Source organism: Allobosea sp. NPDC055353, from assembly GCF_053644975.1.
In genome coordinates, this window is the sequence record NZ_JBSHMC010000002.1 from 367,235 (window position 1) to 385,657 (window position 18,423).

19 protein-coding genes are annotated in these 18,423 nt (G+C 66.9%); 7 read left to right on the forward strand and 12 right to left on the reverse strand.

The window, feature by feature from the left end; all coding sequences use genetic code 11:
* Positions 1–83: 83 nt before the first annotated feature.
* Positions 84–1,523, reverse strand: a complete 1,440-nt coding sequence (locus ACWIEX_RS15085) for an FAD-binding oxidoreductase (protein ID WP_454033840.1) — start codon at positions 1,521–1,523, stop codon at positions 84–86.
* Positions 1,524–1,725: 202 nt separating this feature from the next.
* On the opposite strand from ACWIEX_RS15085, the gene ACWIEX_RS15090 reads away from it, so the two are divergent.
* Positions 1,726–2,289 (forward strand): thioesterase family protein, encoded by a 564-nt coding sequence (locus tag ACWIEX_RS15090; RefSeq protein WP_454033841.1) that lies wholly within the window; start codon positions 1,726–1,728, stop codon positions 2,287–2,289.
* Between the two features lie 12 nt (positions 2,290–2,301).
* Here the strand turns inward: ACWIEX_RS15090 and ACWIEX_RS15095 are convergent, their stop codons facing one another.
* From ACWIEX_RS15095 to ACWIEX_RS15105, 3 genes are read right to left on the reverse strand one after another with little or no spacing between them, the layout of a single operon-like run.
* Complete coding sequence (locus ACWIEX_RS15095) at positions 2,302–3,111, reverse strand: potassium channel family protein (RefSeq protein ID WP_454034797.1); 810 nt, start codon at positions 3,109–3,111, stop codon at positions 2,302–2,304.
* A 21-nt stretch (positions 3,112–3,132) separates the two neighbouring features.
* Entirely contained in the window at positions 3,133–3,807 is a 675-nt protein-coding gene (locus ACWIEX_RS15100; protein ID WP_454033842.1) for a class I SAM-dependent methyltransferase, read from the reverse strand.
* Positions 3,804–5,027 carry a BtaA family protein gene (locus tag ACWIEX_RS15105; RefSeq protein WP_454033843.1) on the reverse strand — a complete coding sequence of 408 codons (1,224 nt, stop codon included), beginning with the start codon at positions 5,025–5,027 and terminating at the stop codon, positions 3,804–3,806. The genes ACWIEX_RS15100 and ACWIEX_RS15105 overlap by 4 nt, the downstream gene beginning before the upstream one ends.
* A gap of 239 nt (positions 5,028–5,266) precedes the next feature.
* On the opposite strand from ACWIEX_RS15105, the gene msrB reads away from it, so the two are divergent.
* Positions 5,267–5,698: a peptide-methionine (R)-S-oxide reductase MsrB gene (gene msrB, locus ACWIEX_RS15110; RefSeq protein WP_454033844.1), complete on the forward strand. Its 432-nt coding sequence runs from the start codon at positions 5,267–5,269 to the stop codon at positions 5,696–5,698.
* A gap of 222 nt (positions 5,699–5,920) precedes the next feature.
* Here msrB and ACWIEX_RS15115 read toward each other — a convergent pair whose 3' ends face one another.
* Positions 5,921–7,570: an acyl-CoA dehydrogenase family protein gene (locus ACWIEX_RS15115; protein WP_454033845.1), complete on the reverse strand. Its 1,650-nt coding sequence runs from the start codon at positions 7,568–7,570 to the stop codon at positions 5,921–5,923.
* A gap of 115 nt (positions 7,571–7,685) precedes the next feature.
* On the opposite strand from ACWIEX_RS15115, the gene ACWIEX_RS15120 reads away from it, so the two are divergent.
* Both ACWIEX_RS15120 and ACWIEX_RS15125 read left to right on the forward strand, forming a co-directional pair.
* Positions 7,686–10,079 (forward strand): ATP-dependent helicase, encoded by a 2,394-nt coding sequence (locus ACWIEX_RS15120; RefSeq protein WP_454033846.1) that lies wholly within the window; start codon positions 7,686–7,688, stop codon positions 10,077–10,079.
* Positions 10,080–10,114: 35 nt separating this feature from the next.
* Complete coding sequence (locus ACWIEX_RS15125; RefSeq protein ID WP_454033847.1) at positions 10,115–10,537, forward strand: GNAT family N-acetyltransferase; 423 nt, start codon at positions 10,115–10,117, stop codon at positions 10,535–10,537.
* Between the two features lie 4 nt (positions 10,538–10,541).
* Here ACWIEX_RS15125 and ACWIEX_RS15130 read toward each other — a convergent pair whose 3' ends face one another.
* Positions 10,542–10,961 (reverse strand): winged helix-turn-helix transcriptional regulator, encoded by a 420-nt coding sequence (locus ACWIEX_RS15130; protein WP_454033848.1) that lies wholly within the window; start codon positions 10,959–10,961, stop codon positions 10,542–10,544.
* 102 nt (positions 10,962–11,063) lie between these two features.
* Between ACWIEX_RS15130 and ACWIEX_RS15135 the strand changes: the two genes are divergently transcribed.
* Positions 11,064–11,819: an SDR family oxidoreductase gene (locus ACWIEX_RS15135; RefSeq protein WP_454033849.1), complete on the forward strand. Its 756-nt coding sequence runs from the start codon at positions 11,064–11,066 to the stop codon at positions 11,817–11,819.
* Positions 11,820–11,831: 12 nt separating this feature from the next.
* Here ACWIEX_RS15135 and ACWIEX_RS15140 read toward each other — a convergent pair whose 3' ends face one another.
* Entirely contained in the window at positions 11,832–12,605 is a 774-nt protein-coding gene (locus ACWIEX_RS15140; protein WP_454033850.1) for a GGDEF domain-containing protein, read from the reverse strand.
* Positions 12,606–12,703: 98 nt separating this feature from the next.
* Between ACWIEX_RS15140 and ACWIEX_RS15145 the strand changes: the two genes are divergently transcribed.
* Positions 12,704–13,651: a 50S ribosomal protein L11 methyltransferase gene (locus ACWIEX_RS15145; RefSeq protein WP_454033851.1), complete on the forward strand. Its 948-nt coding sequence runs from the start codon at positions 12,704–12,706 to the stop codon at positions 13,649–13,651.
* Between the two features lie 44 nt (positions 13,652–13,695).
* On the opposite strand, the gene ACWIEX_RS15150 is transcribed toward ACWIEX_RS15145, so the two are convergent.
* The gene (locus ACWIEX_RS15150; protein ID WP_274532863.1) at positions 13,696–13,824 is read right to left on the reverse strand and encodes a hypothetical protein; all 129 of its coding nucleotides are present in this window, start codon (positions 13,822–13,824) and stop codon (positions 13,696–13,698) included.
* Between the two features lie 56 nt (positions 13,825–13,880).
* Entirely contained in the window at positions 13,881–14,123 is a 243-nt protein-coding gene (locus ACWIEX_RS15155; RefSeq protein ID WP_454033852.1) for a hypothetical protein, read from the reverse strand.
* A gap of 298 nt (positions 14,124–14,421) precedes the next feature.
* On the opposite strand from ACWIEX_RS15155, the gene ACWIEX_RS15160 reads away from it, so the two are divergent.
* Entirely contained in the window at positions 14,422–16,257 is a 1,836-nt protein-coding gene (locus ACWIEX_RS15160; RefSeq protein WP_454033853.1) for an aminopeptidase P family protein, read from the forward strand.
* Between the two features lie 227 nt (positions 16,258–16,484).
* Here the strand turns inward: ACWIEX_RS15160 and ACWIEX_RS15165 are convergent, their stop codons facing one another.
* The 3 genes from ACWIEX_RS15165 to ACWIEX_RS15175 are packed head-to-tail and all read right to left on the reverse strand — an operon-like array spanning position 16,485 to position 18,387.
* Positions 16,485–16,784 (reverse strand): AzlD family protein, encoded by a 300-nt coding sequence (locus tag ACWIEX_RS15165; protein ID WP_454033854.1) that lies wholly within the window; start codon positions 16,782–16,784, stop codon positions 16,485–16,487.
* The gene (locus ACWIEX_RS15170) at positions 16,781–17,494 is read right to left on the reverse strand and encodes an AzlC family ABC transporter permease (protein WP_454033855.1); all 714 of its coding nucleotides are present in this window, start codon (positions 17,492–17,494) and stop codon (positions 16,781–16,783) included. The genes ACWIEX_RS15165 and ACWIEX_RS15170 overlap by 4 nt, the downstream gene beginning before the upstream one ends.
* A 29-nt stretch (positions 17,495–17,523) precedes the next feature.
* Positions 17,524–18,387, reverse strand: a complete 864-nt coding sequence (locus ACWIEX_RS15175; protein ID WP_454033856.1) for an AraC family ligand binding domain-containing protein — start codon at positions 18,385–18,387, stop codon at positions 17,524–17,526.
* Between the last annotated feature and the right edge of the window lie 36 nt (positions 18,388–18,423).

Below are 18,423 nucleotides of genomic sequence, written 5' to 3' on the forward strand. Positions count from 1 at the left end.
AGCTTAACCCCATCCTGCCCGCAAGTCGCGGCGAGATCACGACATTTCGGCGAAGCAAGCGAATGGCGCAAGCCGCGACGACGTCACAGGGCGACGATTTTCCCGGGATTGAGGATATTGCGCGGATCGAGCGACCGTTTCAGCACCCGCATCACCGCGAGCGCCTCGGCCCCGTGCTCGAGTTCGAGATACTTCATCTTCTTCTGGCCGACGCCGTGCTCGCCGGTGCAGGTGCCGCCCATGGCGAGCGCGCGCTTCACCAGCCGGTCGATGAAGCCCTGCGCCCGCTCGACCTCGGCGGCATCAGCGAGATCGACCAGCGGCTGCGTGTGGAAATTGCCGTCGCCGACATGGCCGGCGATCGGCGCGATCAGGCCGGTGGCTTCAATGTCGCGCTTGGTCTCCTCGACGCATTCGGCCAGTCGCGAGATCGGCACGCAGACATCGGTCGCGACCGAGTCGAAGCCGGGCCTGAGCGCCTTCGCCGCCCAATAGGCGTCGTGCCGGGCCTGCCAGAGCTTCGAGCGGTCCTCGGCCTTGGTCGCCCATTCGAACGGGCCGCCGCCGAATTCGGCCGCGATCTCGCCGAAGCGCTCGGACTGCTCCTTAACGCCGGCCTCCGTGCCGTGGAATTCGACGAAGAGCATCGTCGTCTCGGCCAGGCCGAGCTTGGCATGCAGATTGACGCCGCGGATCATCACGTCGTCGAGCAGTTCGATGCGCGCCACCGGCAGCCCGGTCTGGATGGTCAGGATCGTGGCGTCGCAGGCCGCCTTCACCGAGGGGAACGGGCAGACGCCGGCGGAAACCGCCTCCGGAATGCCGTGCAGCTTCAGCGTCACCTCGGTGATGATGCCGAGCGTCCCTTCCGAGCCGACGAGCAGGCGGGTAAGGTCATAGCCGGCCGAGGTCTTGCGGGCCCGCGTCGAGGTCCTGACGATCGACCCATCGGCCATCACCGCGGTCAGCGCCAGGACATTGTCCTTCATCGTGCCATAGCGGACGGCATTGGTGCCCGAGGCGCGCGTCGCGGCCATGCCGCCGATCGAGGCGTCGGCGCCGGGATCGATCGGGAACATCAGCCCCTGGTCGCGCAGATGCTCGTTGAGTTCCTTGCGGGTGACGCCGGCCTCGACGACGACGTCGAGATCCTCGGCGTGAACCGCGATGATCCGTTTCATCTGCGACATGTCGATGCAGACGCCGCCGAAGGCGGCGTTGACATGGCCCTCCAGCGACGTGCCGGTGCCGAAGGCGATGACGGGCACGCCATGGGCGGCGCAGAGTTTCACGATCTCGGAGACCTCGTCCGTGTTCTGCGGGAACACCACCGCATCCGGCGGCTGGTTCGGAATCCAGGTCAGTGTGTGGCCGTGCTGCTGGCGCACGGCCAGGCTGGTCACCAGCCGGTTGCCGAAGCTCGCGGCCAGGCCTTGCGTCACCGCCGCGATCGCCTCCGGAGAGGGCGGCAGCACTGCGGCTGGGACAGGGCTGTCATGAGGAGCGGTGGCAGGCAGGCTCATTGTCAATATCCGGTTCTGGCACTTAGACTTGGAACAGATCGGTTTCGCAATTGGTTACGCTTCGACATGGTCCTGCCATACTGGCCGGTCCAAGATGCTGACGCCGCTTGCGAGCGATGCATACTAGATCATGCGACGATGAAATGGGCAGCGGCAATAATGCCGCCGGCCCTTGAACGAGGCGCCTGTCAGGGAGGCGATCATGAAACACGATACGCGCGCCCCGGCGCTGTTCTTCGCCCCCTTCGTCTCCTCGGCGATGCGGGTCGAGCCGCAATGGATCGACTATAACGGCCATCTCAACATGGCCTATTACCATGTGCTGTTCGACCGCGCGGTTGACGAGGTCTTCTCGCTGGTCGGCCTGACCCGCGACTATGTCGAGACGCGCCACGCCTCCACCTTCGCGGCGGAGTGCCATATCCTCTACAAGCGCGAACTGACCGAGGGCGATACCGTGCGCATCACCGCGCAGCTCATCGCCTTCGACGACAAGCGCCTGCATTACTATCTCGAGATGCGGCACGCCAACGAGGGCTGGCTCGCGGCGACCAGCGAGAACCTGTCGCTGCATGTCGACATGATCAGTCGCAAGGTCACGCCCTTCCCGGCCGATATCCTGGCCAATATCGCCCTGATGAAGGCGGCCCACAGGATGATGCCGCTGCCGGTCACGATCGGGCGCATCATCGGCATGCCCCGGAAATCGGCGATCCGGGTCGAGGACAAGGCTGAGCGCGAGACCGAGACCGAAACCCGGCATTGAACGATCGCCGCCTCAGGGGTCGTCGTCGGGAATCTTGAGCTTGTGCCCGCAGGCCTTGCAATAGACCGCATCGGGCTCGTGGCGCTGGAGCGCGCATTCCGGGCAGGGAAACAGCACCTTGTTCGGGCGGAACAGCGCCTGCGCCAGGCGCACGAACAGCGTGATCCCGACGATCATCACCAGGATCGAAGTCAGCTTGCCGGCGATACCCGGCAGGACCACGTCACCGAACCCTGTCGTGGTCACCGTCGCGACCGTGAAATAGAGCGCCTGGACATAACTCTCCAGCCCGCCCTCGTGCCTGAAGAAGAATGTGTAGACGAAGCCGGTCACCACAAAGAGGAAGGTCGCGATATTGCTCAGCGCCCGGACCACATTCTCCCATTCGCGGAAGCGGGTTTCGCGGAACTGGGCCCAGACGATGCCCTTATGCGAGAGCGACCACAGCCTGAGGATGCGCAGGAAGCCGAAATTCTCCAGCCATTGCGGCATGAGCAGCGTCAGCAGGATGAACAGGTCGAGCAGCATCGTCGGCTGGCGCAGCAGCCTGAACATGTTGGTCGAGGCGAGCAGGCGCGCCGCGATCTCGGCGATCATGATCACCGCAACCGAATAATCGATCCAGAGGAAGGCCGATTTTTCCCTGAGCAGCGGCGTCAGGATGAAGAAGGCGATGATCAGGAGATCGACGACCGTCGTCACCGCCTGGAAGCGCAAGGCAGCGGGCGAGCGGCCATGATAAAGCTGGCGCAGCCGGTCGCGGAGAGCTTCGAAGCGGCTCGGATCGGGCGGGGCGTCGGCGGCATCCATCGCCGGCAGCATAAGCATTCACGCGTCGTGCCGCTACGCCGCCCGGCAGCGCGTGACGACGGCATGCGCCGCATAGCCGCGATAGGGCGCGCCGAGCCGGCAATCGGCCCCGGCCGCTTCGGCAATGGCCGACACGGCCTGCGGCAGGTTCTCCCGCGGCGTGACATGGAAGAGCGCGAGCCAGCGCAGCAGCACGGCCTTGAACGGCCACGGCAACCCGGCCTGATCGCCGAAATCGACGATATGCAGCGAGCCGCCGGCATCGAGCCGGCGCAATGCCTCGGCGACGACGCCCTGCCAGGGCGGGATCATCGACAGCGCATAGGAGATGACGATCCGGTCGAAGCCGGCAAGGCCGAACAGCGCTTGAGGATCCAAAGCGGTGGCATCGGCCTGGGCAAGCCTGATCCGGTCATCGAGGCCCGCTTTCGCGACCGACATCCGCGCCGTCGCCAGCATCGCGCTGGAAACGTCGAGCCCGTAGCAGGCGCAATCCGGATAGCGCCGGGCGATCCGGATCAGGTTGCGTCCGGTGCCGCAGCCGATCTCCAGCACGGTCGCGCCGGCCGGGGGCTGCAACCCGTCGATGAGCTGGTCGCGGCCGAGCAGGTAGAACTTCCGGCTGGCATCGTAGATGTGGCGCTGGTGCCGGTAGATCCGGTCCATCAGCCCGGCGGCCTGGCCGGCCGGCGTCTCCGCCGCGCTCACCGGCTTTGCCCCTTCAGGACATAGAGGTGGAAGCCGCCATAGATCGCCGAGCGATCCTGCCGGCAGAGCTCGCGGCTCTTCTCCTCCTCGTAATCCCACTGGTCGAGGATCGCCGCCGGCACGCGGCCGGGCAGCAATCTCTCGTCGGCGGCCGTGCGGAAGATCACCCGCGCGCCCGGCCGGGCCGTGCGCGTGATCTGCGACCACAACGCTGTCAGATCGGCATCGTTCATCCAGTCCTGCGCATCGAGCAGCACATAGGCGTCGCAGCTCTCGGCCGGCTGGTCTTCCAGGACAGCGGTCACCGCGCTCTGGCGATAGGACACGCCCGAAGCGCGTTCCTTCACCGCCGCAAAATGTTCCGGCTGGAGATAAGGCGGGAAGGCTGCATCCGGCCCCTCGCCATAGCGCCGGCCGAAAGCCTGCTGGGCGAAATAATTGTCCTTCAGGTCGAAATCGCAGGCGAGCCGTTCCAGTCGGAGCTTCAGCGCACCCAGAATGCCGTCCTCGCCATCGGCGGACAGCGCCTTGTACTGTGCCGGCGGGATGCCCAGCCCGTAGAGCGAGGCCGGCTGGCGCACCAGCCAGCGGATCAGCCTGCGCTTGAACACCGGCGCAAGGTGCCTGTCGTAGAGCGCCCGCTGCTCGGCCCGGTCGCGTGCCGCCAGCATCGCCCTGGGATTGCCTCCGAGCAGCCGCGCCAGGATATGGCCCGTGCCGATGAAGCGGCCGAGCAGCCCGTAGCGATGGAAACCCCGAGCGAAGAGGTTGATCCGCCGTTGCCCATCGAGCCCCCGCCCTTCCCAGTAGCCACGCGAAACGGCATCGAGATAATCAGCGATCTCGCGGTCGTAGAGCGCGACATTGGCTCTCTCATTCGCCCGGCCGAAGAAGCGCAGGAAATCCTCCTGGCGTTCCATCCGCGCCAGCGCCGCGAGCTTGAGCCGCCCGAGCGCGATATGGGTGGCATTGAGATCGACCGCGCTGACCCGGATCGGCGCCGCCGTCAGATAGGAGAGGATGTTGCAGGAGCCGGACGCGATCGCCACGACATGGTCGTCGGCCTTGAGCCCGAGTGCCGCCATGTCGACGACGGGGTCCTCCCAGATCTGCGGATAGACAAGACCGGAAAAGGCGCGGGCGAACAGCCATTCCAGTAAGCCGGCCTTGGACAGCGTCTTGCTGCGCCGGACGGCCTGCCCCAGGCCGGAGCTGGTCATGCGGCGGGCTGCGCGGGCCGTTTGGGTCGCCTGTTGCGTCACCGGTTTTCCTCCCTTTGCGGGTGGCCGGGCTGCTAGAGGAGTCGCGTGACGGTCAGGTGACGATGCTGCCTCGATTGCCACGGCATCGTGAAAATGCATGCCGGTGCCGGGGCTGAAATCTTGGGCGCGAAGCCCCATATTAGCAGCACGAAAGCCGCTGAGGCGCTCCCGCCAGGAAGGAGATCGCAATGGGTCTGATGAGCATGTTCGGAGCCGAGAAGAAGCAGGACGAAAGCTTCCCTTTCCAGCTCACGGACGCCGAATGGCGCACGCGCCTGACCCCGGAGCAGTATCGCATCCTGCGCGGCCATGGCACCGAGCGGGCCGGCTCCTGCGCGCTCAACTACGAGAAGCGCGCCGGCACCTTCTCCTGCGCCGGCTGCGACCAGAAGCTGTTCAAGTCCGGCAAGAAATTCGAGAGCGGTACCGGCTGGCCAAGCTTCGACCAGCCGCTGGAAGGCTCTGTCGGCACCACCGAGGACCGCAGCTACGGCATGCTCCGCGTCGAGGTCCATTGCGCCAATTGCGGCGGCCATCTCGGCCACGTCTTCCCCGACGGCCCGCCCCCCACCGGCCTGCGCTACTGCATCAACGGCGAGGCGATGAATTTCGAACCGGAAGCGGCTTGACGCGCATGCGTCATGCTCCAGCTTGACCCAAGCATCTCTCGAACCAGAAAGCGCGGGGAACCCCTCTCCTGTAAGGAGAGGGGCAGGGGTGAGGTGTCGGCCGTTTGACCAGTTGCGCTCACCCTCACCGCAGCAGCGGTCAGGTCACGGCTAAAGCGTCCAACGACCTACCCCTCACCCTGCCCTCTCCCTCCGGGAGAGGGTTCCCCGCGCTGTCAGAGCCTAATTGATGATCGGCACCGCCCGTCGCGCCAGCGCCGCCGCATCAACCGCCGGCGGCAAGTCGCCGAACTGCCCCGACCAGCCGCCATCCAGCCGCGTGGCAATGAACGCATCTGCCACCGCAGCCGGCGCATACCGCAGCAGCAGCGAGCCCTGGAGCATGAGCGCCAGCTTCTCCGTCAGCCTCCGTGCCTGTCCCTCGTTGCGCGTCATCTCGGGCAATGCGCCCTCCAGCCGCTTCAGCGCCGCGTCGTAGCGCCGGTCCGCGCCCGCCGCCGCCATCAATTCCGCCCGGAGCACATCGACCGCGCCCTCCTCGCGCGCCAGCGAGCGCAGCACGTCCAGGCAGATGACGTTGCCGGAGCCCTCCCAGATCGCGTTGAGCGGAGCCTCCCTGTAGAGCCGCGCCATCGGGTTCTCCTCGATGAAGCCATTGCCGCCATGGCATTCCAGCGCCTCGGTGACCACGGCCGGCGCGCGCCGCGTGATCCAGTATTTCGCGATCGGCGCGCCCACGCGCGCCAGCAAGCGCTCGCTCGGCGATTCCTCCTGCCGGTCGAGCGCCGCAAACAGCCGGAAGGCGAGCCAGGCAGCGGCCTCCGCCTCGATCGCAAGATCGGCGAGCACGTTCTGCATGATCGGCTGGTCGATCAGCGCCTTCTGGAAGGCCCGGCGATGCTGCGCGTGATGGGCCGCGAGCGAGACTGCCATGCGCATCAACCCCGACGATGCCGCCGCGATGTCGAGCCGCGAATTGTGGTTCATCGAGAGACCGGTGCGGATGCCCCTGCCCGGCTCGCCGATGAGGTGGCCGATCGCGCCGCGAAACTCGACCTCTGAAGAGGCATTCGAGCGATTGCCGACCTTGTCCTTCAAGCGTTGGATCGCGACGCCGTTGCGCGTCCCATCCGGCAGCCAGCCCGGCACGACGAAGCAGGAGACGCCCTCGCCCGTTCGCGCCAGCGTCAGGAAAAGGTCGGAATGCGGCACCGAGAAGAACCATTTCCGCCCATTCAGCGACCACGTCCCGTCGCGATTGTCCTCGGCCACGGTCTGGGTCTGGCGCAGGTCCGAGCCGCCTTGCGTCTCGGTCATCGCCGTGCCGACGGTCGCGCCCGTCTTGAGATGAGCCGGCCCCTGCCGCGGATCGTAGCGATTGGAGGTGACGAGCGAGCCCCACTGCTCCCACAGCGCTGCGTCCTGCTGCAGAACCGGCACCGCCGCGTAGGTCATGCTGATCGGACAGCAGATGCCGCTCTCGGCCCCGTACCAGAGATATTGCAGGGCGGCTCGCGCCACCTGTCCGCCCGGCTCCGGCCGGTTCCAGGCGAGCGCATGCGTCTCCTGCCTGATCGCGAGCCCCATCAGGTCGTGCCAGGCTGGATGAAAGGCGATTTCGTCGATCCGGTTGCCGAAGCGGTCGAAGGCCTTCAGTTCCGGTGTGTAGCGATTGGCGAGATAGGCCAGCTCCTGCACGCTGGCCGAACCGACCGTCCGCCCCGCCTCATGCAGCCGCTCGCGCGCCCAGTCGGCGCCGAAGGCCGACAGGATGCCGGGCAGCACCGGATCGGCAGCGAAGGCGTCGTAGCCGGCCAGCGCCGGCACCTGATTGGTAATCTCCCAGCTCTCAGGTCCGCTTGGTTCGGCCATTGCTGCCACCTCCCTGTGGAGCGGGATATAAAATGATCGCTCCGGCAGGGCGCAATCCTGACAGCGACGCCCTATATTCGCCGGAGAACGAATCACGCACGAGCAGCGCACACCCTTGTCCGACGCAGACCCCTTTTCCGCTCCTCCGCCCCGCCCCGGCGGCCTCGCCGCGCGTGCAGCCGCGCAGCCGGCGGCCGGCTATCTGGCGGGGCTGAACCCGGAGCAGCGCCAGGCGGTCGAGGCGACTGACGGTCCGGTACTGGTGCTCGCCGGCGCCGGCACCGGCAAGACCCGCGTGCTGACCACCCGCATCGGCCATCTGATCTCGACCAGCCGCGCCTATCCTTCGCAGATCCTCGCCGTCACCTTCACCAACAAGGCGGCGCGCGAGATGAAGGAGCGCGTCGCCCATCTCGTCGGGCCGGTCGCCGAGGGCATGCCATGGCTCGGCACGTTCCACTCGATCTCGGCCAAGCTGCTGCGCCGCCATGCCGAACTGCTCGACCTGCGCAGCGACTTCACCATCCTCGACACCGACGACCAGATCCGCCTGATGAAGCAGGTGATCCAGGCCGAGGATATCGACGAAAAGCGCTGGCCCGGCCGCATGCTGGCAGGCTTCATCGATAGCTGGAAGAACCGCGGCCTTGCACCTAAGGACGTGCCCGCCGGCGAGGCCGCCGTCTTCGCAAACGGCAAGGGCGGCAAGCTCTACACCGCCTATCAGGAGCGGCTGAAGGCGCTCAACGCCGTCGATTTCGGCGATCTCCTGCTGCACTGCCTGACGCTGTTCCGCGACTATCCGGACGTGCTCCAGACCTATCACGACCGCTTCCGCTACATCCTCGTCGACGAGTACCAGGACACCAACACGGCGCAGTATCTCTGGCTGCGTCTCCTGGCACAGGGCCGCCGCAACATCTGCTGCGTCGGCGACGATGACCAGTCGATCTATGGCTGGCGCGGCGCCGAGGTCGACAACATCCTGCGCTTCGAGCACGACTTTCCCGGCGCGACCGTGATCCGGCTGGAGCGCAACTACCGCTCGACCGGCCATATCCTCGCCACCGCCTCGAAGCTGATCGCCCGCAACGAGGGCCGCCTCGGCAAGACTTTGCGCACCGAGGACGCGCTCGGCGAGAAGGTCACCATCACCGGCGCCTGGGACAGCCAGGAGGAAGCCCGCCTGATCTCCGACGAGATCGAGGCGATGCAGGCGAAGGGCCAGGACCTCGGCCAGGTCGCGGTGCTCGTGCGCATCTCCGCCCAGATGCGCGAGATCGAGGAGCGCTTCGTCCAGGCCGGCGTGCCCTATCGCGTCATCGGCGGCCCGCGCTTCTATGAGCGCGCCGAGATTCGCGATGCGCTCGCCTATCTGCGCTGCGTGGTATCGCCGACCGACGACCTCGCCTTCGAGCGTATCGTCAACGTGCCCAAGCGCGGGCTGGGCGACGCGACGGTCCAGCTCCTGCACAACCATGCCCGCGCCACCGGGTTCTCGCTGATGCAGTCGGCCCGCGCCGCGGTCGAGAGCGACGAGTTGAAGCCCAAGGCCCGCACCTCCCTGCGCGAGCTGGTCGATGCCTTCGGCCGCTGGTCGTCCCGCGCCGAGCATATGCCGCAGGGCGAGCTCGCCGAGCTGGTTCTGGAAGAGAGCGGCTATACCGAGATGTGGAAAAAGGACCGCTCGGCCGATGCCGCCGGGCGCCTCGAGAACCTCAAGGAGCTGGTCCGCTCCCTCGATGAATTCCCGGACCTGCCGGCCTTCCTCGAGCACGTCTCGCTGGTGATGGATGTCGCCGATGGCGATTCCGGCGCCCGCGCCTCAATCATGACGCTGCACGCCGCCAAGGGGCTGGAATTCGACACGGTCTTCCTGCCCGGCTGGGAGGAAGGCCTGTTCCCGAACCAGCGCGCGCTCGACGAGAGCGGCCGCGCCGGGCTGGAGGAAGAGCGCCGCCTCGCCCATGTCGGCCTCACCCGCGCCCGCAAGAAGCTGAAGCTCTATTTCGCCTCGAACCGGCGCATCCACGGCCTCTGGCAGACCAGCCTGCCCTCCCGCTTCATCGACGAGTTGCCGGAGGAGCATGTCGAGGTCGAGCAGGCAGCGTCCAGCTATTCGCAGGGCGGCTACGGCGCCTCGCGTTTCGACCGGATGGAGAGCTTCGGCTCCAGCTACAACACGCCGGGCTGGCAGCGTGCGCAGGAAAACCGGGCGAAGAACAGCGGCGGCGGCAGCGGATTCTCGGAAAGCGGCCGCGGCTTCGGCCAGGGTGGCTTCAACCAGGGCGGGTTCGGCAGTTCACGCCAGCGCGGCCCGCTCATGATCGAGGGCGAGCTGACGGCGAAATCCTCCGGCGAATCCGCCTACGGCACCGGCGCCCGCGTCTTCCACGTCAAGTTCGGCCCCGGCTCGGTCGCCAGCGTCGACGGCAACAAGCTGACCGTCGATTTCGACAAGGCCGGGCGGAAGATGGTGCTGGACTCGTTCGTGCAGAAGGCGGGCTGAGCCGACACACATTACTCTTGAGCAGACGACCAACCATGCCTCCCGAGATCACCCTGACCGACGCCGAAGACGACGCCTTTCGCAAGCTGCTCGGCGAAGGCCTGAAGGACTATAACGACACGACGATCGGCCGGCACGATCGCCAGGAATTGCAGATCCGCATCACCGATCCGGAAACCGGCAAGCCGATCGGCGGGCTCGCCGGGCGCACCTCGCTCGGGCTGCTCTTCATCGACACCGTGTACCTGCCGAAGGACCTGCGCGGCACCGGCATCGGCAGCCGCATCCTCGCCATGGCCGAGGAGGAAGGGCGGCGCCGCGGCTGCAGCAAGGCCGTGCTCTTCACCATCAGCTTCCAGGCGCCGGAGTTCTACAAGAAGCTCGGCTGGCAGGTCTTCGGCGAGATCGCACCGAAGCCGCCAGGCGCGACCCGCGTCTACCTGACCAAGGACCTTTAAGCGTTCAGGCGCCGCCTTCCCGCTCGCGGAAGGCTTTCCGCGCCGCTGAAACCTCGGCGTAATAGGTCTCGGCCCAGGTCCAGACGCCGCAGAAGGCGGCGCTCAGCTCGCGCCCCAGCTCCGTCAGCGTGTAGTCGACATGCGGCGGAATCACCGGATGAACGGTGCGGATCACCAGCCCGTCGCGCTCCATCTCGCGCAGCGTCTTGGTCAGCATCTTCTGGCTGATGCCGCCGACGATCCGGCCAACCTCGGTGAAGCGCAGCGTGCCGTGCTCCTCCAGCGCTTCCAGCACCAGCATCGTCCATTTGTCGGCGACCTGCGCGATGACCTGCCGCACCAGCGACTCCACCGCCGGGCTGACCGGCGGGATCGCCTCGCTGCGCTGATGCATCGCCGCCATCGCGGCCCGGATCGCCTGCATCCGACACTCTCCTTTTGGTGCGTATGGCACCTTCGGGCGCCTTCTTTCCGTTGAAGAGTATGGGCGCCATCTCGTCTCGTGCAACCACGAGAAGGCTTTGCCATGAAGATTTCCGGAAACACCATCCTCATCACCGGCGGCGGCTCGGGCATCGGCCGGGCGCTGGCCGAGGCCCTGCATGCCAGGGGCAACAAGGTCGTCATCGCCGGGCGCCGCGAAGCCGTGCTCGACGCGGTCACCGCCAGCAACCCGGGCATGGAATCGATGCTGCTCGACATCCAGGACGGGACCGATATCGCCGCCTTCGCCCGGCAGGCGATCGAGCGCTTCCCGAGCCTGAATGCCGTCATCAACAATGCCGGCATCATGAAGCCGGAGAACGTCCCGGCCACCGACAATCTCGCCATCGCCGAGGAGACGGTCGCGACCAACCTGCTCGGCCCGATCCGCCTGACGACGGCGCTCCTGCCGCATTTCCTGAAGCAACCGCAGGCGACGGTCCTGACCGTCTCGTCCGGCCTCGCCTTCGTACCGCTGGCGTCGACCCCAACCTATAGCGCGACCAAGGCGGCGATCCATTCCTGGTCGATCGGCCTGCGTGAGCAGCTCAAGCACACCTCGGTCGAGGTCATCGAGATCGCCCCGCCCTATGTCCAGACCGAACTGCTCGGCCCGCATCAGGCGGTCGACCCGGCCGCGATGCCGCTCGCCGATTTCACCAATGAGGTGATGACGATCCTCGCAACGCAGCCAGAGGCCGCCGAGGTCATCGTCGAGCGCTGCAAGCCGCTGCGCTTCGCCGAGGCGACCGGCAGCTTCAATCAGGTCTTCACGACGCTGAACGCGCAGCACGCCTGAACCGAGCGCGCCTCAGGCCACCGCAGCGATATTCAACGCGGAGACAGCCCGGTTCCGGCCCTGCATCTTCGCGCGGTAGAGCTGGGCGTCGGCCTCGGCGATCAATCGCTCGATTGTGGTGTCGCCGGCCCAACCGGCGGCACCGATGCTCACGGTCAGACTGACCGGCTCGCCGCCGGGTGCCACGATCCTGAGCCGCCGAACCGCATCAAGAACCTGTTTCGCGATGGCCTGTGCTTCAGTCAGGGCGGTTCGCGGGAGATAGACCGCGAACTCCTCACCCCCGAGCCGGCCGGAGAGGCCGGCCTCGCCCACTGCGCCCGCAATCGCCTGCGCCAGTCTCCGCAAGGCATCATCGCCGACCGGATGGCCGAAGCGGTCATTGACCTGCTTGAAATGATCGGCGTCGATGAAAAGCAGCGTCCCCTTGCCGCCCGGCATCATCGCCTGCTTCAACTCGGCGAGGAAACTTTCACGGTTCAGGAGCCCGGTCAGGCCATCACGACGCGCCCTTTCCAGCAGGGCCTCATGTGCCGCCGACAATTCACCGTGCAATCGCGCGATCTCGCCATGGGCGTCCTTCAGGCGCTGTGCCTGCCGGAATTGCCAGGCGCTGGCCGGCCAGGCGATCAAGAGCGGACAGAGAATGCACATCAGCCAGGCGGTGCCGTCCACGACTCCGCCGAGCATCGGTACGACGGTCACCGCCAGACCGAGCGAAGCCGCGATCGACAGCAGCGTCGCGAGACTTGCCTTCAGGATGATCGAACGCGTCGAGGCCGTCATGGCCTGCGGGTAACAGGGAATTCTGAACGCCGGGTTTCGCAGCGACAGCCATGGCCATTTCCGATGACAGGGGCGGGTGCGCCTGCTAAGCCCGCGCGATGCGCGAAGGCCTCCTGCCAGCGACGGTCGCGACCGTCCTCGAACTCTCCACCTCGGGCGAACAGGCCCGGGCCCTCACCGAGTTGCTCGGCGAGATCTTCGATCCCACCGAGACGGCGATTTCCGCCTTCGAGGTCGAGGACGGCATCACCACCCTTTCGATGAACATCCCGTGGAAGGTGGAGATCTATTTCGCCAACCCGCCCGATGAGGATGCGGTGCGCGACCTGCTGCGCCCGATCGTCGGCGATCTCGTCGATACGACACCCTTCACGACGGTGAACACCAAGGACTGGGTTGCCAACAGCCTCGACGGCCTGAAGCCCGTCCGCGCCGGCCGTGTCCTCGTTCATGGTGCGCATGACCGGCACGTCGTCCGCACCAACGATGTCGCGATCGAGATCGAGGCCGCGCTCGCCTTCGGCACCGGCCATCACGGCACCACCGCCGGCTGCCTGCTGGCGCTCGACGCCGAACTGAAGAAGCGCCGTCCGCGCCACGCCATCGATGTCGGCACCGGCACCGGCATTCTCGGGCTGGCGCTGGCCAAGCAGATCAAGCGCAAGGTCGTCGCCGGCGATATCGACGCGGTCGCGGTCGAGGTCTCCGCCCATAACGCCCGGCTCAATCATGCACCGAACGCGCTGGACCTCTATGTCGCGCCGGGCCTGCGCCATGCCAAGGCCTGGCGCCCCGGCCATTTCGATTTCGTCTTCGCCAATATCCTGGCCGGCCCGCTGAGGCGCCTCGCTCCGTCGATCGCGCGCGTGCTCTCGTCGAACGGCACGCTGATCCTGTCGGGCCTGCTGGCGATGGATGTCGCCGGCGTCGTCTCGGCCTACCGGCACCAGGGCGTCCATCTCGCCAGCCACTCGCTGCGCGAAGGCTGGGCGACGCTGGTCATGAAAAAAGGCGGCGCAGCCCAGAGGCCGCGCCGCCTTGCCTGACCTCCGGCGCTTCCGGAGAAGCGCGAGATCGTTACTCGCTCGGCTCAGAAGCCGATATAGCCGTACTTCTTCTCGGCCTCGGCCTGCAGGCTGCGGGCATCGTGCCAGACGGCGGCAGTGAACTTCGCGGCGTCGGCGATCTGCTCGACGATATGCTTGATGATGGCGATCATGATGAAGGTCCTTGAAGATTGTCAGCTGCGCGGCGCGAGGCCGCAGCGGCGTGAATTCAGCGGTTGAAAGGCAGGGAGACGTCGCTCGACAGCGTCGCGGACGGGTAGCCGCCCAGCACGATCTCGGCCTCGTTGACGAGGAGGTTGCGGGCGCGCAACTGGCGGGCTGCGGAACGCGCGCGGCTCACGACGAGCGCGGCATAGAAGCGCTGCATCAGCCCCGGCTTGCTGGCGCGGGTTTCGCCATGGCTCCGGCCCGTTACGGGCAGCACGTCGGCATTGTTCAACACGTAAGTCATGGGTCTATCTCCGAAAAACGAAGGACAGTCCCGGTCGCTTCCTCGTTCTCTTATGCGATCAAGATGGGGCCATTTCGCACTTGCGAGAAGATATGTTCGCATATGCGAGACATGCAGAAAATGCATGCGATCCGTCCATATCCATTAATGTTTGCGTATATTGCATAACCAATCGGCACAATGCGGAGCAGGAAGGCAGCGCGGCCCTATCAAACAGGCATCTCCAAACCGACGGATTTGCGCTGGCGCTTTTGCCGGTGCGAGGCGACGATGCCGCGACACCAAGCCGGACCCCGCCATGACCGATTCGACCCTGCCGACCTGCCGCTTCCAGTCCTTCTCTGAACCGAGCGACCCCAGGCTGGTTGCCGGCCGCGTTGCCGCCCTGCGCAAGGCATTGGCAGCGCAAGGCCTCGACGGCTTCGTCGTCCCGCGCGCCGACGAACATCAGGGCGAATATGTCCCCGCCCATATGGCCCGCTTGGCATGGCTGACCGGCTTCACCGGCTCGGCCGGCAACGCCGTGGTCCTGGCCGACAAGGCCGCGCTGATCGTCGACGGCCGCTACACCATCCAGTCGGCCGAGCAGACCGACACCACGGTCGTCACGCCGGTTCGCATGGAGGAGACGCCGCTGGAGCGCTGGGTCGAGCAGAACCTGCCGGCTGGCGGCAAGCTCGGCTACGATCCCTGGCTGCATACGGTCGATGGCCTCGCCCGCCTCGAAAAGGCAGCGGCCGCAGCCGGCGGCAGCCTCATTGCCGTCAAGGCCAACCCGATCGACGCGCTCTGGAGTGACCGCCCGGCGCCGCCGACCGCGCCGGTCAAGGCCCATCCGGCAGCCTTCGCCGGCGAGGACAGCGTCTCGAAGCTCGCCCGCATCCAGAAGGCGCTTGCCGAGGCCAAGGTCGACGCGCTCGTCGTCTCCGATCCGCATGCCCTGGCCTGGGTCTTCAACATCCGCGGCGGCGATGTCGAGCACACGCCGCTGCCGCTCGGCTATTCCATCATCCCGCGCGAGGGCCGGCCGACCGTCTTCCTCGCGCCCGAGAAGATCACCAACGAGGCCGGCGACGCGATCGGCGCCGTCGGCGAGATCGCCCCTCCGGCCGAGCTCGACAAGCAGATCGCCAAGCTCGGCGCAGCCAAGGCCAAGGTCCGGCTCGATGCGACGACCGCAGCTTCGGCGCTCGCGACCCTGATCCGCGATGCCGGCGGCACGCCCGATGCCGGCACCGACCCGATCGCCCTGATGAAGGCGCGCAAGAACGCCGCCGAATTGGACGGCGCCCGCAACGCCCATCTGCGCGACGGCGCCGTGATGGTGCGCTATCTCTCCTGGCTGGCGCGCGAGGCGCCGAAAGGCGGCCTGACCGAGATCGATGCAGTGGCCGCGCTCGAGGCCGAACGCCTCAAGACCGGCCTGCTCAAGGACGTCTCCTTCACCACCATCGCCGGCGCCGGCCCCAATGCGGCGTTGCCGCATTATCGCGTCAGCGAGGCGACCAACCGCAAGCTGGAGCCCGGCATCTTCCTGGTCGATTCAGGCGGCCAGTACGAGGACGGCACCACCGACATCACCCGTACCATGGTGATCGGCGAGCCCCCCTCCGAAATGCGCGACCGCTATACCCGCGTGCTCAAGGGCCATGTCGCGATCTCGCGGCTGGTCTTCGTCAAGGGAACGTCGGGCGCGCAACTCGACGCCTTCGCGCGCCTGCCGCTCTGGCAGGGCGGCTTCGATTTCGACCACGGCACCGGCCACGGCGTCGGCAGCTACCTCTCGGTGCATGAGGGGCCGCAGCGCCTCTCCAAGCTCGGCACCACGCCATTGGAGCCGGGCATGATCCTCTCCAACGAGCCCGGCTACTACAAGCAGGGCGAATACGGCATCCGCATCGAGAACCTGATCGTGGTCGAGGAGCGCCAGATTCCGGGGGCCGAGCGCGTGATCTACGGCTTCGAGACGATCACCTGGTGCCCCTATGAGCGCGCCCTGATCGAGAAAGACATGCTCGATGCCGGCGAGATCGCCTGGATCGACGCCTATCACGCCAAGGTCTGGGAGAAGCTCTCGCCGCAGGTCGAGGGCGAGGCGAAGGCGTGGCTGGAGGCGGCTTGCCGGGCTTTGTGAGGCGTCTCTACCGCGAGAAAACTGCCGCATCGCGGTTGTAACCACCATTGTCATTCCGGGGCTTCGCGCAGCGAAGAACCCGGAACCCACGACCGGGTGAGACATCCTGTGTTCAGTGGCCGGCGGCTCGCCCAGTCGTGGGTTCCGGGTTCGCGCCTGAAGGCGCGCCCCGGAATGACAAGGGCGGTCACGTCATGCTCGGGTCCAGGCCCGAGCATGACGGTGCGCTAGAATACCATCCGGAACCCGACCACTGCGACAACCCCGACAGCGACCACGCCCAGCAAGGGCAGCCGCGTCGCGGCGAGTGCCGTGACCGCCGCCGCCGCCGTCTCCGCCCAGCCGGTGGCAAGCGCGCTCGGCGCGATCACCGCGATCAAGACGGCCGGCGGGATCGCGTCGAAGGCGGCCTGCGCGCGCGGCGAGAGGCTGAGCCGCCCGGCCAGCGCCAGTCCGGCGACGCGCGTGAAATAGGTCACGATCGCCATACCCAGGAAGGCGAGAAGGTTGATCGGATCGACGCTCACGCCTTGGCCTCCTCGGTGACCGGCTGCTCTTCGCCACCAGCGGCAAGCCACGCCGCCAGCAATCCGCAGAGCGCCCCTGCCGCGACATGCCAGGGCGGCCCGGCCAACCGATAGGTCACGGCCGAGGCGATGCCGGCGGCTGCGACCGTCCAGAACGTCACCCGCCCCTTCCAGAAGGCGGCGACGAGTGCGATGAACAGGGCCGTGAAGGCGAAATCGGCGCCGAGCCGCTTGGGATCGCCCAGCACCGCGCCGATCATCGCGCCCAGCGTCGAGTTGATCAGCCAGCCGGCGACGAAGGGGATCACCATCGCGAACCAGTAGGCTGGCGTCAGCCGGTGGGTGCGGGCGCGCTTCTCGGCCAGCGCCCAGTTCTCGTCGGCCATGTAATAGAGGCCGAGGAATTTCTGCCAACGGCTGAAGCCCTGGAGCTTCGGCGCCAGCGAAGCACCCATCAGCACATGGCGCGCATTGATCAGCAGCGTCGAGAACACCAGTGCCGCTACCGGCGCCGGGCTTGCCCAAAGCTCGATCGCGGCGAACTGCGCCCCGCCTGCGAAGACCATGATGCTCATCAGGAAGACTTCGAGGGGCGAGAGCCCCTTGCTGGCCGCCACCGCGCCGAAGAGCAGCCCGATCGGCGCCGCGGCCACCGCAGCCGGCCAGATATCGTTCAGGCCGCGCCTGATATCGTCACGCATCGTGGACATGAGTTGTTGGTTCTCTTGAAGCTTGTCGTTCAGCCGGCATGCGCCGCGCGGAAGGCGCCGGGCGTGACCCCGAGCCGCGCCTTGAAGGCCCGCGTCAGGTGGGGCTGATCACAGAATCCGGTCGCCGCCGCGACCTCGCCCAGCGTCTCGCCGCGCCGCAAGCGCTCGCGTGCCCGCCGGACCCGGACATCGATGAGATAGGCATGCGGCGTCAGCCCGGTCTCGCGCCGGAAGGCCCGGATCAGGTGATGACGCGGCAACCCTGCCAATCGCGCGAGGTCGGCCAGCGACAGGTCTTCCTCATAGCGCGCCTCGATCGCCCGGCGCGTTCGCGCCACCGGCCCGTCCTCGCGCCCAACCGCCTGCACGGTCAGGTCGGCATGGCGCGCCAGCATATGGGCATAGGCGCGCAGCAAGGCCTCCTCGCCCGCCAGCGCGTCGGCGCCTTCCTCCAGCAAGCGATGCGCGGCGCTGAACAGTGCGGCACCCGCCGGGTCCTGCACCACGGGATCGCGGAAGAACGGCGTGCCGACAGCCTCGCCGCCCGTCAGCGACGCTGCGATCTCCTGCATCAATTCGACGGAAGGGTAGCTCATCCGGTAGCGATAGCCGCCCTCGCTCGGCGCGCCGTCATGGACGTCGAGCGGGTGGTTCATCACGATATCGCCGGGGCCGGCATAGAGTTTCTGCCCACGCGCATGCCAGACCTCACAGCCCATCTCGATCGTCCCGATCGCATAGGTGTCATGGGCATGCGGGGCATAGGCATGGGTACGGAAGGTCGCGGCGAGGAACTCGAGCCCGTCGAAGCGGCGCGTGGCGAACAGGTGCGCGCTCTCCCCCGCCCTGAGCGGGGTCTCCAGCAAGGCCTGTTCCTGCGAGATCGACTGCATGCCCAAGGATAGCGCAGAAGCCCGCCATACTGTCTT